General features: G+C 40.3%; 11 protein-coding genes and 1 rRNA gene. All 12 read right to left on the reverse strand.

Annotated features, from left to right (window positions below; genetic code table 11):
• Window positions 1–65 precede the first annotated feature (65 nt).
• Window positions 66–1313 carry a nucleoside permease gene (locus tag EQG61_RS07510; RefSeq protein WP_129461304.1) on the reverse strand — a complete coding sequence of 416 codons (1248 nt, stop codon included), beginning with the start codon at window positions 1311–1313 and terminating at the stop codon, window positions 66–68.
• A gap of 65 nt (window positions 1314–1378) precedes the next feature.
• Entirely contained in the window at window positions 1379–2071 is a 693-nt protein-coding gene (gene cmk / locus EQG61_RS07515; protein WP_129461305.1) for a (d)CMP kinase, read from the reverse strand.
• Between the two features lie 12 nt (window positions 2072–2083).
• A complete protein-coding gene (gene porQ / locus EQG61_RS07520) occupies window positions 2084–3112 on the reverse strand; it encodes a type IX secretion system protein PorQ (RefSeq protein WP_129461306.1) in 1029 nt (342 codons plus the stop codon).
• A 121-nt stretch (window positions 3113–3233) separates the two neighbouring features.
• Entirely contained in the window at window positions 3234–5687 is a 2454-nt protein-coding gene (lon, locus tag EQG61_RS07525) for an endopeptidase La (RefSeq protein ID WP_129461307.1), read from the reverse strand.
• 223 nt (window positions 5688–5910) lie between these two features.
• Entirely contained in the window at window positions 5911–6681 is a 771-nt protein-coding gene (locus EQG61_RS07530; RefSeq protein WP_129461308.1) for a hypothetical protein, read from the reverse strand.
• Window positions 6682–6712: 31 nt separating this feature from the next.
• The gene (locus tag EQG61_RS07535; protein WP_129461309.1) at window positions 6713–8017 is read right to left on the reverse strand and encodes an MFS transporter; all 1305 of its coding nucleotides are present in this window, start codon (window positions 8015–8017) and stop codon (window positions 6713–6715) included.
• Between the two features lie 65 nt (window positions 8018–8082).
• Entirely contained in the window at window positions 8083–8901 is an 819-nt protein-coding gene (locus tag EQG61_RS07540; RefSeq protein ID WP_129461310.1) for a M48 family metallopeptidase, read from the reverse strand.
• Between the two features lie 31 nt (window positions 8902–8932).
• Complete coding sequence (locus EQG61_RS07545) at window positions 8933–11332, reverse strand: glycoside hydrolase family 31 protein (protein ID WP_129461311.1); 2400 nt, start codon at window positions 11330–11332, stop codon at window positions 8933–8935.
• Between the two features lie 195 nt (window positions 11333–11527).
• Complete coding sequence (glgB, locus tag EQG61_RS07550) at window positions 11528–13432, reverse strand: 1,4-alpha-glucan branching protein GlgB (RefSeq protein WP_129461312.1); 1905 nt, start codon at window positions 13430–13432, stop codon at window positions 11528–11530.
• Between the two features lie 160 nt (window positions 13433–13592).
• The gene (locus tag EQG61_RS07555; RefSeq protein WP_129461313.1) at window positions 13593–15215 is read right to left on the reverse strand and encodes a trehalose synthase; all 1623 of its coding nucleotides are present in this window, start codon (window positions 15213–15215) and stop codon (window positions 13593–13595) included.
• Window positions 15216–15232: 17 nt separating this feature from the next.
• Window positions 15233–17173 (reverse strand): alpha-1,4-glucan--maltose-1-phosphate maltosyltransferase, encoded by a 1941-nt coding sequence (locus tag EQG61_RS07560; protein ID WP_129461314.1) that lies wholly within the window; start codon window positions 17171–17173, stop codon window positions 15233–15235.
• Between the two features lie 393 nt (window positions 17174–17566).
• A 5S ribosomal RNA gene (rrf, locus tag EQG61_RS07565) occupies window positions 17567–17665 on the reverse strand; the annotation flags it as partial.

Genomic DNA, 17665 nt, shown 5'->3' on the forward strand with positions numbered 1-17665 from the left:
TTATACAGAAAATTAAGCATTTAGGCATAAAAAAACCCTCTCCGAAGAAAGGGTAATGCTTATTTTTATGAATGGCTCACTTGAGCGACATCTTCGGGATTGTGTTTGTGTTTGAAGAAAATCGCAAACAAAACGGCAATTACTAGGGAATAGGCTGCAAATGCCAACCAGATGTTGTGCCAATCACGCACCTCATTATGGGTAAAATACTGTTCAATTGCCCAACCGGAAGTAAAACTTCCTAATATGGCTCCAAATCCATTGGTCATCATCATAAACAACCCTTGTGCAGATGAACGAATATGAGCAGACGTTGAAGTTTCTACAAAAAGAGAACCTGAGATGTTGAAAAAATCGAAAGCCATACCGTAAACGATACACGATAAAATAATCATCCACAAACCATCCGTAGGATTTCCATAGGCAAATAGTCCAAAACGAAGTACCCATGCCAACATTGAAATCAACATGACTTGTTTGATTCCAAATCGTTTTAGGAAGAACGGAATCGCTAAGATGAAAAGTGTTTCTGAAATTTGAGAAATTGACATGATAATGGTCGAATATTTCACTACAAAAGAGCTTTTATATTCTGCCACATTTTTGAATTCATCCAAGAATACGTCTCCGTAGGCATTTGTTAATTGTAGTGCGCCTCCTAAGAACATAGAGAAAATGAAGAACAAAGCCATTTTATAATCGCCAAACAATTTGAACGACTCCAATCCAAGTGAACGCTTTTCTTCTTTGTTTTGTTGGGGTGGACATTTCGGTAAGGAGAACGAATACAATCCCAGCACAATAGCGCCAATTCCGGCAATGTAAAACTGATATTCTGTGGCTTTACTTCCCGTCAGATTAGTCAGCCACATGGCCACAATAAATCCGATTGTTCCAAATACACGAATCGGCGGGAAATCTTTGACCACATCACTATTCGGACTGTTTTTTAGAGCGGTGTAAGAAATCGAATTAGATAACGCAATGGTTGGCATGTAAAAACTCATCGCCAATAACATCACATAAATAAAAGTGGAAGGATCTCCAACTTGTGGCAGATAAAACAAAACGCCCGCATATAATAAATGTAAAATTCCGTACAATCGTTCGGCGTTAATAAATCGATCGGCCATGATCCCCGTTAAGGTTGGCATGTACAATGAAGCAATTCCCATTGTTCCGAATACCAAACCAAATTGTGTTCCATCCCAATGACGTGTTCCGAACCAATAATTAGCAATCGTAATCAACCACGCACCCCACACAAAAAATTGCATGAAATTCATGAAAATTAATCTGTTTTTTACACTCATAATCGTTATTCGTTTAGGTTAATCTAGCCCGTAAATCTACGAGAATAATTGAGATTTGCAAAGAATTATAACGATTTCGCGTGTTCGTTTACCAAGTCTAAAACTACCTGCAATTGTTCCTCTCGAGTTAAATGGGAATTGTCAATTTCTATAGCATCCTCGGCTTTAACCAAGGGAGAATCGGCACGATGGGTATCAATATAATCGCGTTCGGTTACATTTTTTAAGACTTCTTCGTAGGTAACCGAATCGCCTTTGGCTTGCAATTCGTCAAAACGGCGTTGGGCGCGTGTAGCTGCGCTGGCGTTCATATACAATTTCAATTCAGCGTCTGGAAAAACTACGGTACCAATGTCGCGACCATCCATCACAATGCCTTTTTCTTTGCCCATGGCTTGTTGTTGTTCGACCAATTTGGCTCTCACTTCAGAGATTTCAGCTACTTTACTCACTAAGGAAGAAACTTCAAGGGTACGGATTTCTTTTTCCACATTATTCCCATTCAAATACATCTCGCCAAAACCCAATTCTGGATTAAACACAAAATGCAATTGAATTTGAGCCAATTGGGCAATCAATCCTTCGCGATCCAAATGGTTGGGAGAAACCCAATTATTTTGCATGGCAAACAAGGTAACCGCACGATACATGGCCCCAGTGTCCACATAAACATAGCCCAATTCCTTGGCCAATTGTTTGGCTAAAGTACTTTTACCTGTGGAAGAAAATCCGTCAATAGCGATAGTAATTTTTTTCAAATGCTGTATTTTTTAATAATCGTCTTGTAAATTAATTGTGAGTCCGAACAAACTCGTATTGGCCGCCAACGTATACCTTGAATAGGAATAGTTGAATTTCAATCGGCCCATTTTCAAACCAAATCCAGCTGAGATTCCGGAGAAATTGCGTTGTTCTACCACACGTAACTCTTCTCCCCTTCTAAAGTTGTATCCAATTCGTAAATTGATACTTTTTCTCGGAAACAGTTCTACACCGAAAATCATGTGGCGCAATGCATTGTTGAAGAATCCCACTTTTTCTTGGGTCGAACCCCCATCTAAATTCCCCACGGAGCGATTCGGATTGGAAAAAGCAACTTTCCATTGTTGCATATTTTCAAAGGTCAGGTGCCAACGAATGGGCACATTATCCAATTCTTGGGATATTCCCAATAAAACCTCTAGAGGGAGATTTTCCCGGGTTCCCGCATAGGTCGTAATTTGAGTACCAATATTGCGGACGGAAAGCGCATAATTGATGTCGTTATCGTCATCGATATACAACATGCCGATGTCGGCAGCCGCACCAAACGAGCTGTAGGACTCTAAGGTTGACGAGATGAATTTGGCATTTCCGCCTATATGAAAATTGGTAAAGGGCACATTGTACGAATAGCCTAACGACAACGCCATTTCACTTCCCGTAAACGAAGTGGTGGCTTGACCGAATTCGTCATACCCTTCAAAATTACCATAGTTGACGTAATTTACCCCTACATGAAACGTTTGCACATGGCGGTCATAGGTATAGGCATACGCCGCTGTGCCGTACGTTACTTCACCAAATAAACTTCCATAATTAACCGCCAAATGGTTGTCCATTTCGGGATTAATAGTCGCTGGATTAAATAAGGCTTGGTTGACATCGGAGTCATATAACGTAATGACTTTACCTCCCAATGCGGATTGTCGGGGTGAAGTGACCAAATTTAAAAATTGAAAAACCGATTTCCCTCCTACTTGACTCCAACCGAAAATGGTTGTCAATAGTAAAGTACAAAGTACAAATGGTTTTTTCATAATTGGTTTTTATTCCTTGGTATAACGGAAATGCGAAGATATTATTTTTTGACGGTGAACGAAAGTAGAAAATAAAAAAGCGCAGTGGATAAACTGCGCTTCTTAATATATTGTATTCGAATTAGTCGATTACTTTGGCGTTTTTCACCTTTTGATCAGTTAATGCGATGGCGATAACTTCTTCCATTTCTTTTACATAATGGAACGTCAATCCTTTTACGTAATCCGCTTTGATTTCTTTGATATCACTTTCATTTTCATGACATAAAATGATTTCTTTGATGTTGGCACGTTTGGCTGCTAGGATTTTCTCTTTGATTCCGCCCACCGGTAAAACTTTTCCGCGTAAGGTAATTTCACCTGTCATGGCAATTCCTTTTTTCACCTTGCGTTGGGTTAACAACGAAATCATGGAGGTTAACATGGCGATACCCGCACTTGGTCCGTCCTTGGGAGTAGCTCCTTCAGGAACGTGCAAGTGAATATTGTATTTACTAATGACATCTTGATCCAATCCATACAACTCCGCATGCGACTTAATGTACTCAAGGGCGATGGTTGCGGATTCTTTCATCACATTCCCCAAGTTTCCGGTAAGTGTCAAACTTCCTTTTCCTTTTGAAATAGAAGATTCTAAAAACAAAATATCGCCGCCAACTGATGTCCATGCTAATCCGGTGACAACCCCTGCCACATCATTTCCTTCGGCTTTGTCGCGTTCTAGTTTGGGCGAACCCAAAACGGTCACCACATCTTCATCGGTCACTTTGGTATTGTACTCCTCCTCCATGGCGATGGATTTGGCAGCGTTTCGAATCACTTGCGCAATTTTTTGTTCCAAACCACGAACTCCCGATTCACGCGTATATCCTTCTACAATTTTTTCCAATTGTTTTTTACCAATGGTCAAATCTTTAGCGGTTAATCCGTGTTCTTTTAATTGTTTTGGAACCAAATGTTGGCGGGCAATTTCCACTTTTTCTTCGATGGTATAACCCGACATTTGAATGACTTCCATACGGTCGCGTAAAGCGGGCTGAACGGTAGACATGGTATTCGAAGTTGCGATAAACATGACTTTGGACAAATCATAGCCCATTTCTAGGAAATTATCGTAGAACGAACTGTTTTGTTCGGGATCTAAAACTTCCAACAAAGCGGAAGACGGATCGCCGTTATGACTTACCGATAATTTATCGATTTCATCCAAAATAAATACCGGATTTGAAGTTCCCGCCTTTTTGATATTTTGAATAATACGTCCCGGCATTGCGCCGATGTAGGTTTTACGATGGCCGCGGATTTCAGCTTCATCGCGTAATCCGCCCAAGGAAATACGCACATATTCTCTTCCTAAAGCTTCGGCTATGGAACGACCAATCGATGTTTTACCCACACCCGGAGGTCCGGTCAAACACAAAATAGGCGACTTCATGTCGTTGCGTAATTTCAATACTGCCAAATGTTCGATAATGCGTTTTTTCACATCATCCAAACCAAAATGATCACGATCTAAAATTTTCTGCGCATTTTTCAAATCGAATTTATCTTGAGAGAAATGTTCCCAGGGCAAATCCAAGATCAATTCCAAATAGTTGCGTTGAATTCCGAAATCAGGCGATTGCGGATTCATGCGTTGGAATTTCGAAAATTCTTTATCAAAGTTTTTAGCTGTTTTTTCGTCCCATTTTTTATTCTTGGCACGCTGACGCATTTCTTCAAATTCTTGCTCGTAAGTTACCCCACCCAATTCTTCTTGAATGGTTTTCATTTGTTGGTGCAAGAAATATTCGCGTTGTTGTTGGTCAAGATCGATGCGAACTTTTGTCTGAATATCGTTTTTGAGTTCCAATTTTTGCAACTCCATATTCATATGTTTCAACGTGTCTAAAGCCCGCTCTTTAAGAACATTCATGGCTAATAAATGTTGTTTTTCCAAAACTGACAAATTCATGTTGGAAGAAACAAAATTGATTAGGAACGACTGACTTTCTATGTTTTTAATAGCAAAAGTGGCTTCCGTTGGGATGTTCGGACTTTCTTTTATGATTTCGATGGCGATTTCACGCATGGAATCAATAATAGCATTGAATTCCGTATCATAGACTCCGGGACGAATTTCAGGAACTTCTTTAATATCCGCACGAAAATAAGGGCGTTCGGAAGTCATCGCGTCGATTTCAAAACGCTTTTTCCCTTGAAGGATAACCGTGATATTTCCATCAGGCATTTTTAATACTCGAAGTATCTTGGCCACGGTGCCTACATGATAGATATCAGAAATCGTTGGATCTTCAATCTCTTCATTTTTTTGTGCCACTACACCGATGATTTTATCACCGTTGTTAGCATCATTGATTAGTTTTATGGATTTATCACGACCTGCAGTAATTGGAATCACTACTCCAGGAAATAATACAGTATTTCGTAAAGGTAATATTGGGAGACTTTTAGGCAACTCCTCATTGGCCATTTCTTCTTCATCTTCAGGTGTCATCAACGGAATCATTTCCGCATCGGCGTTAAAATCTTGTAGTGACAAACTGTCAAATGAAATCAATTTGTGATTCGACATAATAGTTTAGTGTCAATATGACATTAAATAGGTTAACAATTCCATTGGCAAAGTTAGGATAGTAACATCCAAACAAAAATAAAAATCGATATACAACATAGAAAACGCCTTAAAATAAAGGACGTTGGTCGTTTATCGAGATTTAATTAGTCTTAATCAAGTTTTATGCCATAAAAAAATACCGCCAAGATGACGGTATTTGATATTTTATTGAAATCTTCGATTAGTTTAATGTGTACGAAGAAAGTGTTTGCGTATTGGCTAAACCATTCCCTGATAGAATGGTTTTAATAACTCCTACATTTTTAGCATACCAAATTTCAGAGCTGGTACTTTGCATAGGAGTACCCATGATACTAAATACTTGGTCAATTTTTATATGAATAACATTGGTGTAATTTTGCCCTTCCACAGAATAGTTAATGTCCCTTTCTAAAATTTTTCCTGTATAATTTACATCTTGGGTTAGAGCAGGCAACATCGGATTAGTATAGGTAACCGTATAGGAATAATTACCCGTCCACGTTTGATTTACATTCAAATAGTCTTTCAAAATAAGTATTTCATAACCTGAAGAGGTAGCCTCTGTTGGTGTTCCCGCTCCAATTGTCATAGGTTCATATTTATAGAAATAATCGCCCGAATTTTTACGTAATGAATACTGCGCATTGGCCACAGAACCTTGTGTCCCCGTTGCATTAATAGCATTAAATTTGTAATACGTCTGCCCATTAATAGATACTACTTGAACCATTTTATTAGGGTTTGCATCCAAAACACCATTGGTTTTGTAGAGCCATTGGTTGTTCAATGCAGCAGGGTAATAATCTCCCGTTGACGAACCACCGCCACCTGTTCCGCCACCGCCAGTTCCGCCGCCTGAACCATTTCCTCCACCCGTACTTAAGGTGGACAATAAGGCAGGATCTACAGGTTCTGTACTACATGAAACTAATGTAAAAAGGGTAACAATTAAAAGGCCTAATTTTTTCATAAAGTGGATAAAATTTTTCAAATATACTAAATTAAGGATTGGCTGCATTATTTTTTGGCACTCGGAATAATAAAATTACTCCCATCACAAAAAACAATCCTAAAAATACAATGGCATTACGCATCGAACCTGTTATTTGATCGATTACACCATAAATGGTCATTCCGATTACTATTCCGACTTTCTCTGTAACATCGTAAAAACTAAAATACGAAGCCGTATCGTCTGTATCAGGTAAAAGCTTGGAATAGGTTGAACGCGCTAAAGACTGAATGCCTCCCATCACTAAACCTACAAAACCTGCTGTCGCATAAAAATGTATCGGTAAAGTTATGAAATAGGCAAAGCAACACAAGACCGCCCAGAAACTACATAAGAAGATTAATGTCTTAATGTTTCCATATTTTTCAGAAGCTCGAGATGTTAAAAACGCTCCTAAAATAGCCACTAATTGAATTAGCAAAATACTAATGATTAAACCCGTTGTTTTCTGTGATGGCGATTCCCATTGCACCTCCGTTGCGCCAAAGTAAGTAGCCACCAACATTACCGTTTGAACTGCCATAATGAAAACGAAATAACTATTTAAGTAGCGTTTTAAAGGCAAGTTTTGTTGCATGTCTTTCCAAACCAATTTCAATTCATGAAATCCTTTAAAAATAAAATCCTTGGACAAAGGCACATTGGTTCGGTTTCCTTTGGGTAAATAATAATAGGTGATATGACTAAATCCGATCCACCAAACACCCACCATCACAAAGGAATATTTCATCATTTCCATTTTCTGAGCATCGGGAACCAACATAACCATGGCCAAATTTACGATAAGTAAAAGTGTACTTCCGAAATAGCCCATAGAGAATCCGCGGGCACTTACACGGTCTTGCTGTTCTGGAAATGCAATATCTGGAAGATAGGAATTGTAAAAAACCAAACTGGACCAAAAACCAATCAATCCAAAAAAGTAAAAGGTATAACCTGTAGTCAAATTATCCATATCAAACCAGTACAAGCCGATACACGACAATCCACCCATGTAACAAAAGAAACGTAAAAATGATTTTTTGTTTCCTAAATAATCGGCAATTCCGGATAAAAACGGAGAACATATTGCCACCCAGATGAAAGCAAAAGCTGTTACAAAGGAAATCATTGCCGTTGCTTTTATTTCATAACCCAAAAAATGAGCCGTTTCTCGATGGGCCGATTCAAAGAGTTGTTCGTAATATATCGGAAAAATGGCCGAAGCGATGACTAAACTGTAAACAGAATTCGCCCAATCGTAAAATGCCCATGCATTCAATAATTTGGGATGGCCTTTGGGTAGTTGTGACATAATAGTTATCAATTAAAAAAGTCACCTCAAAACTGAGATGACTCCAAATATAAATGTTTTTTTCATTATTTGAACGTTACGCCAAATTTCGCAGCTTCGGCTTTCACTTGCGGAATTAACTCACGAATTTGAGCAATACGAGTGGCATCGGATGGATGGGTGCTTAAAAATTCTGGAGGAGCTTGTCCGTTTGAATTGGCAGCCATGCGCTCCCAAAATGTAATAGCTTGTTCGGGATTATACCCTGCAATTGCCATTAACAACAACCCAATTTTGTCGGCTTCGCTTTCGTGTTTCCGACTGAAAGGCATCATCCCTCCAAGTTCAGTTGTGACACCATACGCCGTCATTGCCATTTGTTGGACTTCGGTTGATTTACCGCCAACCGCGACTCCAACACCGGCTGCTCCCAATTGTTGGATTAAACCCGCACTCATTCGTTGTTGACCATGGTTACAAAGCGCATGAGATACTTCATGACCTAACACCGTAGCTAAACCTGCATCATCTTTGGTAATTGGAAGAATTCCAGAATAGACTACAATTTTACCTCCCGGCATACACCACGCATTGACTTCTTTACTTTCCACCAATTTGTATTCCCATTGATAGTCTTTTAAATACGTCGTATAGCCATTCGCGTTTAACCAACGCTCGGCAGCTACTTTTATTTTAGTCCCCACACTTTCGACTTTTTTAGCATCATTGGTGTTGGCGATCACTTTATTCTCAAATAAAAATTGATTGTACTGTTGAAAAGCTGAAGGCAAAATTTCGCTATTGGACACTAAAGCCAAGGTACTTTTTCCTGTAAACGGATTGGTGGCACAAGAAGCCACAAAGGCCAAGCCTACTAGTCCGGCAACATATTTTTTATAATGCATAAAGTCAAATTTTATTTACAAAATTACAAAACTATACGCCGATAATGTGCAATTCTGAAAAATCCTTATCGATCACAATACCTTCTGTAATATTGATTTCGTTTTTGTCAAAAAGAATTTTCTCATTATCAATTTCAATTCCTTTCACTTCAAACGGTAATCCGATGACTTTTATTTTTATCATTGAATAATTAGCTTCAAAAGATCCCTCTTTGTGTTGCGTGATAAATAATTCTTTTTCTTTTCCGTTTAAGGTAAACGTTTTGTAACTGTAACGCCCTTTGGAATAATCATAACCGTCTTGCGCATCTTCATAAACAAATGATTTTTCTTTGCCCAATTTGAAATATACTTCCAAGCTCAATTCAGGATGTTCAATTTGTCCTACATACTGTTGCACCGGATATTTAGGGATAATGGTTCCTTCTTTGACAAATAAAGGAATCTGATCAAAATCGGTCGCCACCCACAATTCACGTTTTCCTTTTACCAATTCATTCGTCCAGTAGTTGTACCAATTGCCTTGTGGTAAGTACATACGACGCCCCTGTGCATTGGGTTCTAAAATGGGACAAACCAAAATTTGATTACCAAAAATAAATTCATCCGTACGGTAATGGGTTTGTGGATCTTCTTGATCAAAATACACCAACGGTTTTAACATCGGTACACCATCGTTGATGTACTGCCAAAACATGGTATATAAATAGGGTAATAATTGGTAGCGAAGTTCGACAAACTTACGCGTAATATCAATTACTTCTTCCCCAAAACTCCACGGTTCTTGATCGCCATGATGTCCGGAGGAATGCGTACGACAAAACGGATGGAAAACACCCAATTGAATCCAACGCGCATACAATTCGGCACTCGGTTGTTCTGCAAATCCGCCAATATCACTTCCTGTAAAGCCCATGCCCGAGATGGACATACGTTGCATTTGAACGTTGGCAATCCACAAATGTTCCCAGGTCGCCACATTGTCACCGGTCCATGAAGACGTATACCGTTGTGCTCCCGAATAGGCCGAACGCGTAATTACAAACGGACGCTTTGGAAAGGCAAAACGTTTTACGCCATGATAAGTAGCTCGTGCCATTTGGGTACCATAAACATTGTGCGCTTTACGGTGGCTGCAATTGTTGCCATCGTAGTTGTGGCGTACATCCAATGGGAACGTTTTGGTCGGCACCTCCATCACTGCAGGTTCGTTCATATCGTTCCAAACGCCCTTCACCCCTATTTCAGCTATCATTTCTTTAAATAGGCTGGCCCACCATTCGCGGACTTCTGGATTGGTATAGTCAGGGAAATTACATTCTCCCGGCCAAACTTTTCCTTTCATATACGGACCATCGGCACGTTTGCAGAAATAATCTTTTTCTAAAGCTTCTTTATAAACAGAATAATCATTATCGATTTTTATTCCGGGGTCGATAATTACCACAGTTTTGAAACCGTCTTTGGCCAATTCCTGCACCATTCTTTTGGGCTCTGGAAAATATTCCTTACTCCATGTAAAGCAACGGAACCCTTCCATATAATCGATGTCCAAGTAAATAGCATCACACGGAATTTGGAGTTCGCGAAACTTGGACGTTATTTCTTTCACCTTACTTTCGGGATAATAACTCCATTTGCATTGGTGGTAGCCCAACGTCCAAAGTGGCGGTAATTCGGGTTTCCCGGTCAAATGGGTATAGGTAGTGACCACATCACTCATTTTTGGACCGTAGATAAAATAATAATTCATTTCACCACCGTCTGCCCAAAAACTGGTTACGCCTTTGCGTTCGTGACTGAAATCAAAAAAGGAACGGAAGGTATTGTCAAAGAAAACCCCATAGGCTTTGTTCTCGCGCAAACCAATATAAAATGGCACAACTTTGTACAACGGTTCCTGATCTTTATGAAAGGCATACTGATCGGTTGCCCAGTTTTCCAATCGTTTGCCTTTTAAATTTAAATGGGTCGGTTTGTCACCAAGTCCGTAGAAACTTTCTCCTTCCGGTGACATTTTACTCATCTTCACAATGTTGCCTCCAAACTCATAGCATTCTTCCCAATGGAAGCCCAATTCGTCTTCTAAAATGGGCGAACCGTCCAGTTCATATATGCCCACACGCGCACTTTGTTTTTGCACGATGACATAGACTTTACTGGTTTGAATTTTAAAATGATCGTCGGCTTCAGTGACTTCGAGCACATTGTAACCGTGCGACTGACGTTTGTCTATGGCATAGGAAAAATCATTGCTGAAATAGCCTTTTGCCGTAAATCGAAAGCGAATCATACTGTCACGGAGCACCGTAACGCGCATGATCACATTGTTATCGGTGTAAAAATCGATGGAATCAACTTCTTTGGTAAAGGAGGTTATGGTGGCGGGAAATAAGTCGCCTTTGTATTCGAGTTCGGTATTTATAATCATACGTTTCCTATTGTGAATGTGCCAAATTTACAAAGTTGAAATTGATAATTTAACACGCTCATTCCCTTATTTTTAACTACAACGTTTGCGATTGCCCATAGTTTTTAATTTATTTTAAAAAAAAGGAGAAATCTTAAAAAATCTTGGTTATTCATGAGTTGCAATAAAAAAGTCCGGCGTGAACCGGACTCTCTTTTACATTTTAAAAACGACCATTCCTAAAGGTGGTAATTGGATTTCAGCAGAAAATTCGCGTCCGTTCCAAGGCAGCTTTTCCACTTTAATGGCAGATGCATTAGTCACACCACTTCCTCCATATTCTGGTTTATCGGAATTAAAAATTTCGGTTAATTTTCCTGATTTGGGAATGCCAATACGGTAATTCTCATGAACCACTGGTGTCATATTGCAAACCACAATTAATTGTTCTTTCTCTTTGTTTCCTTTGCGAATGTAAGCCAACACCGAATTTTCATTATCCGAATAATTGATCCATTCAAAACCTTCGGCAGAGAATTGTTTTTCATACATCGCAGGATAATTGCGGTACAAAGCATTTAAATCGGTAATGCATTGTTTGATGCCTTTGTGGTAATCGTATTGCAACAAATGCCATTCTAAACTGCTTTCAAAATTCCATTCTTCACTTTGGCCAAATTCGCCTCCCATAAACAACAATTTTGTTCCGGGATGGGTAAACATATAGCCATACAATAAACGTAAGTTGGCAAAACGTTGCCATTCGTCACCGGTCATCCGACCCAAAATCGAGTGCTTACCATAGACGACTTCGTCATGGGATAAAGGCAACATGAAGTTTTCGGTGAAAGCATAAGTCATGGAAAATGTGATGTCGTTTTGGTGGTATTTGCGGTACACGGGCTCTTTTTTGAAGTATTGCAACGTATCGTGCATCCAACCCATCATCCATTTCATGCCAAAACCGAGTCCGCCCAAAAACGTTGGACGGGAAACCATGGGGAAACTGGTACTTTCTTCAGCGATGGTTTGCACATCGGGGAACATGCTGTACACGGCTTCGTTAAAATCTTTTAAGAAACTGATGGTTTCTAAATTTTCTCTACCTCCATAAATGTTGGGCTCCCACTCCCCGTCTTTGCGGGAATAATCGAGGTACAACATCGAAGCAACGGCATCCACCCGAAGTCCGTCGGCGTGATAATGCTGCAACCAGAAAATGGCGTTGCTTATTAAGAACGAACGCACTTCATTACGACCGTAGTTAAAAATCAAACTTTTCCAATCGGGATGATAGCCTTTTCGGATATCGGGATGTTCGTATAGATGGGATCCGTCAAAAAATCCGAGGCCGTGGGCATCACTCGGAAAATGCGAGGGAACCCAATCGAGAATTACTCCGATTCCTGCTTGGTGCAATTTGTCCACCAAAAGCATAAAATCTTGCGGCTTGCCGAAACGCGAAGTGGGTGCAAAATACCCGACCAATTGGTACCCCCAAGAAGGATCAAACGGATATTCCATAATAGGCATGAATTCGACATGCGTAAATCCGGTTTCTTTAACATAGTTCACCAATTCCTCGGCGAGTTCGATATAGGTGAGCGAACGGTTTTGTTCGAGGTTGCGTTTCCAAGAACCCAAATGCACTTCATATACTGACATGGGTTTGTCTAAGGCATTGTGGGCGGCGCGTTTCTTCATCCACGTGGTATCTTTCCACTTATAATCCAAGTCCCAAACGACAGAAGCCGTGTGCGGAGGTGTTTCACAATACAAGGCAAAAGGATCTGCTTTTTCGGTGATTACATCGCCGTGGCTGGATTGAATTTTGAATTTGTATTTGGTGCCTTTGTCGATCCCGGGAATAAATCCTTCCCAGATACCGGAACTGTCCCAACGGACTTGTAGCGGATGTTGGCCTTCCACCCAAAAGTTGAAGTCGCCTATCACAGAAACATGTTTGGCCGATGGCGCCCATACGGCAAAGTAGCATCCTTGTTCGCCATTGACTTCAAGCAAATGTGCGCCTAATTTTTCGTATAATTTAAAATGTTTACCGGCTTTAAATAAGTCGATATCAAAATCGGTGAACAAGGAATAGTGTTGTACTGGATTCATTTTATGTGGCTCAGCGGTGTTTATCCACTGATTTTTTCGTGTTTTGAACTACTTAACGTTATTTTCTAGCCCGGATAGTAGCGGCATCCTCACGGAGTTTACGGAGTGAGATACAGCGGATAGCCGGTGGGTTGTGAATTGAAAACTAGGGTTGTTGCTCCTAATAATTCATAATACTTTGAATACCGCGCAGGGGAATGACGGCCCAACGGGGACGCGAATTGAGTTCGTAGCCCAACTCGTACACCGCTTTTTCCAAAAGGCAATATTTCAACAGAAATTCGATTTCTTGGCTGTATCCAATGTTCAAGTTGCCGGCCTGTACTTTCTCGATATAGGTATCCATAAAGGCGCCAACGAGGTAGCGGAACAAGAGTTCGGCTGCATCAAACAATTCGTCTTGGTCTTGCGGATATTTCTCGCGATTATTGAAAATTGTGGCATAAATGGCGTAATGAAACGAGCGAAACATTCCGGCTACATCTTTTAACGGCGGTTGTTTTACCTTACGATCACGGATGGTACTCTCAGGTTCGCCTTCAAAATCCAATAGATAAAAATCGTCGCCGTTTACGAGCACTTGTCCGAGGTGATAATCCCCGTGGATGCGAATTCGTTCTGACTTCATTTTGGTCCAATCGAAATCCACGAAGTGCTTACGAATGAGTTTTTTATGTTCGAGAAATTGATGTGCTAGTTCGAGTGCGAGTCCGTCCAATTTATGCAGACTGTTTTCAATGATATTCAATCGATTTTGGAATTGATACAACAACCTATTTTTCAACCACACGGAATAATCACCGTTGTAGCGTGTGGGCGTAAAAGCGGTATCTTGACTGTCCCCTCCGAGTGCCACATGCATTTCTGCGGTGCGCAACGCCAGGGTTTGAATACGAAGGAAAAGACTGAGTCCGACCCAATCAATAATCTCAGGCGGAATTTCATGTATCTTCACTCGCTTGAACAACGGAATATGGGGCAATTTGGCTACTTTGATTTTCTTGCGGGTCAACGTATCAAATACCGTATCCAAATGATCGAGCATGAATCGCCATGCATCCCCTTGATTGGGCACGAGTTCTTGCATGAGTCCGAGCGTGATATTCCCTTCAGGTAGCGCTAAATTTATACTTCCGGTATAAGCGGGTGTGTTTTTAAACTCCATGCGTTCGGTGAGGAACCGACTGATTTCATAATCGGGATTGGTGCTCACATAGATACGACGGAAAATTTTGAGCACGAAACTATCGTTGTAAATAATCGAGGTGTTACTTTGCTCGACGCCCATGAATTTTGAGGACTTATAGGTATTTTCGCCCAAATGCATCCCTTTATGGAAAACCAGTTTGAATTCTTTATTGATCGTATTCTGAGCAATGTTTTCAAACAAGAGTTTACGAAAGTCTTCTTGGTGTAGCGCATCGACCAAATACCCATCGATGTGGGCAAATTTGGCGGGCGAAATTATGGTACTTGTATCCAATTCCTCCGAGGTCATAAAGGCAATCGGCATAAAGTAATGTTGGTAGAAGGCCTCTTTAAAGTTTACTTCCAATAATACGCCGTAATACGTGTTCTTCTTGGAAGTTATCTTAAAATGGTCAATGACTTCAATATACTTTAACGTACTTGCTTTTCCGCCGTACCAACGTTTGTTGATGATATAATTTTCCAAAATATCAGAAGAAAATATTTTGATAAATTCATCATCTGTGAAGGCATTTTTCCATTCACTTTTGAATTTAAAAGGCGTTGCAAATGTTTCCTGATTATCTAAATTCATGACCTTTCGGATTAGGTTTATTTGATTATTTTGAACAAATGGAAGGGCAATGTGGGATGTAATTCGACAAAATTCCATTCTTTATCCCAATGGTAGCTGTTTCCGGTAATTAAATCGACAACGGTACAATTTTGTCCGTTTTGAATTCCGAGGGAAGCCAAAGGCAATTTCACCCAGGCTTGTTTGGTATAATAGGCATCCAAACTGGCTACCATTAAAGTTTCATTGGATTTATCGTCGTCAAATTTGTAATAAGCGATGACTTGTTCGTTATCGGTATCACAAAATTCGATATTGTTGGTTTGTTGCAAAGAAGCGTTTTGTTTGCGCACTTCGTTGATTTTGCTAATCAACATGGTGATTTTATTTTCATGGTTCCAATCCCAATCGCGTGTTTGGTACTTTTCACTATCATAATATTCCTCTTTACCAGGAATTGCGTCCGAAACCATAAATTCGAAAACGGGACCGTAAATCCCAACCGACGAACTCAAGGTTGCGGCTAAAAAGTATTTCTGTAAATGTGTACTTTCGTTAGCGCCTTGTAATGGAAACGGATTGATATCGGGCGTGTTGGGCCAAAAATTAGGTCGGAAAAACTCCCGCTGATTGGTACGCGTTAACTCGGTCAAATACTCTTGTAACTCCGCTTTGGTATTGCGCCACGTATAATAGGTGTAGGATTGGGTAAAACCTTGCTTGGCCAATTCGTGCATAATTTTTGGGCGAGTAAAAGCCTCGGATAAAAACAACACATCGGGATGTTTCTTTTTCACTTCATGAATCAACCAACCCCAGAAATAAAAAGGCTTGGTATGCGGATTATCCACCCGGAAAACACGAATACCGCACTCCTCTACCCAATAGAGCGCACAACTTAGAAGTTCGTTCCACAAATTTTTCCAATCGGGTGTTTCAAAGTAAATGGGTAAAATATCTTGGTATTTTTTGGGCGGATTTTCAGCGTACTGCACGGTTCCATCCGGACGCCATTTAAACCATTGCGGATGTTCCTTTACCCACGGATGGTCGGGTGCGGCTTGTAATGCAAAGTCCATCGCGATCTCGATTCCCAAATCTTTGGCGGTATTCACCAAGGATTTAAAATCATCCAGCGTTCCAAGTTCAGGGTGTAATGCCTTATGGCCGCCATGATGTGAACCAATTCCCCAGGGCGAACCCACATCACCAGGTGCAGCGTCAGTCGCGTTATTTTTCCCTTTACGGTTGACTTCTCCAATGGGGTGCACAGGAGGAAAATAGAGTGTATCGAATCCCATTTTAGCGACCCGAGGTAATAACGCTTCACAGTCTTTAAACGTCCCGTGTTTTCCAGGAATTGAAGAAGCAGAGCGCGGGAAAAATTCGTACCACGTACTAAATAACGCTTTTTGTCGATCGACATAGGCTTTAAATTCTTGCGTTTGGTTGGCTAAGAATTTGGTGGGATATTTTTTAAAAAGGGCTTGCAAATCAGATGAAACAGCAGCCTCAATGGCTTGAGTATACGCATTATCGTCAGCAAACCAAGTGGCAACTTGATTCAAATATTTTTTTTCGGAAGCTGAAACAGTATCCAGTAATGGTTTGATGTATTCAATACCTTCCAGTAATTCCGATTTTACGTGTTGATTATCTTTGATCTTTTTGGTTATTCCGTATTGCCAATTAAGGGCATAGTCTACCCAAGCTTCAACAAAATAACTATAAAATCCTTGCTTTTCAACAGTAAAATCACCTACAAAGCTGTCATTAGGAACTGAGGTTAATCGAACTTCCGTCCATTTTTTTTCTTTCTCGTGTTTGAAATGTACGGCAGCTTCAAGCACATCATGTCCATCGGCAAGCACATCGGCTGTTATTTGTATTTTTTGACCTGTAATTCGTTTGATTGGAAAAGTTCCGTTATCGACTTGAGGCGTAACATTTTCAATGATTACGCGTTTTTGATTGAACATGTTTTAACATTTTATAGACCTCTTAAATTTATAAAAAAAAGAGAAAACGCAAACAGCCCATCGCAATTTTACGGATATTTCAATAAAGTATCGTGTATTTAAAATCTTCTTGCCAATAGTGAGGTCAAATGACAAGATTGAATCAGAATCTGAATATTTAGTATTTAGATTTTAGAATTTAGATTTCAGAGTTTAGAACTCATCATTCATCATTCATAATTTTTTTAGCGTGTCCCTCCGGGTCGGGCTATCCGTTGCAAGTCCGCCCTCCGTTGCACTGCGCTGTGGGCTTTCCACTACTACCTGCCTGCCGGTAGGCAGGTTTATAATTCATAATTCATTGCCGCACGGATAAAAAAAATGAGGCCCTTCAAATTGAAGGGCCTCACTAAAAGAAGGCGGCGACATACTCTCCCACAGTTATGCAGTACCATCTGCGCAGTCGGGCTTAACTTCTCTGTTCGGAATGGGAAGAGGTGAGCCCCGACGCAA

The sequence above is a fragment of the Flavobacterium stagni genome (assembly GCF_004122105.1).
In the GTDB taxonomy this organism is placed as follows: domain Bacteria; phylum Bacteroidota; class Bacteroidia; order Flavobacteriales; family Flavobacteriaceae; genus Flavobacterium; species Flavobacterium stagni.

Coding starts and splice junctions, on each gene's coding strand:
- glgB (WP_129461312.1), bottom strand. CDS start 13,432: ATGAATCCAGTACAACACTATTCCTTGTTCACCGATTTTGATATCGAC.
- EQG61_RS07535 (WP_129461309.1), bottom strand. CDS start 8,017: ATGTCACAACTACCCAAAGGCCATCCCAAATTATTGAATGCATGGGCA.
- EQG61_RS07510 (WP_129461304.1), bottom strand. CDS start 1,313: ATGAGTGTAAAAAACAGATTAATTTTCATGAATTTCATGCAATTTTTT.
- porQ (WP_129461306.1), bottom strand. CDS start 3,112: ATGAAAAAACCATTTGTACTTTGTACTTTACTATTGACAACCATTTTC.
- EQG61_RS07560 (WP_129461314.1), bottom strand. CDS start 17,173: ATGTTCAATCAAAAACGCGTAATCATTGAAAATGTTACGCCTCAAGTC.
- EQG61_RS07545 (WP_129461311.1), bottom strand. CDS start 11,332: ATGATTATAAATACCGAACTCGAATACAAAGGCGACTTATTTCCCGCC.
- EQG61_RS07540 (WP_129461310.1), bottom strand. CDS start 8,901: ATGCATTATAAAAAATATGTTGCCGGACTAGTAGGCTTGGCCTTTGTG.
- EQG61_RS07555 (WP_129461313.1), bottom strand. CDS start 15,215: ATGAATTTAGATAATCAGGAAACATTTGCAACGCCTTTTAAATTCAAA.
- EQG61_RS07530 (WP_129461308.1), bottom strand. CDS start 6,681: ATGAAAAAATTAGGCCTTTTAATTGTTACCCTTTTTACATTAGTTTCA.
- lon (WP_129461307.1), bottom strand. CDS start 5,687: ATGTCGAATCACAAATTGATTTCATTTGACAGTTTGTCACTACAAGAT.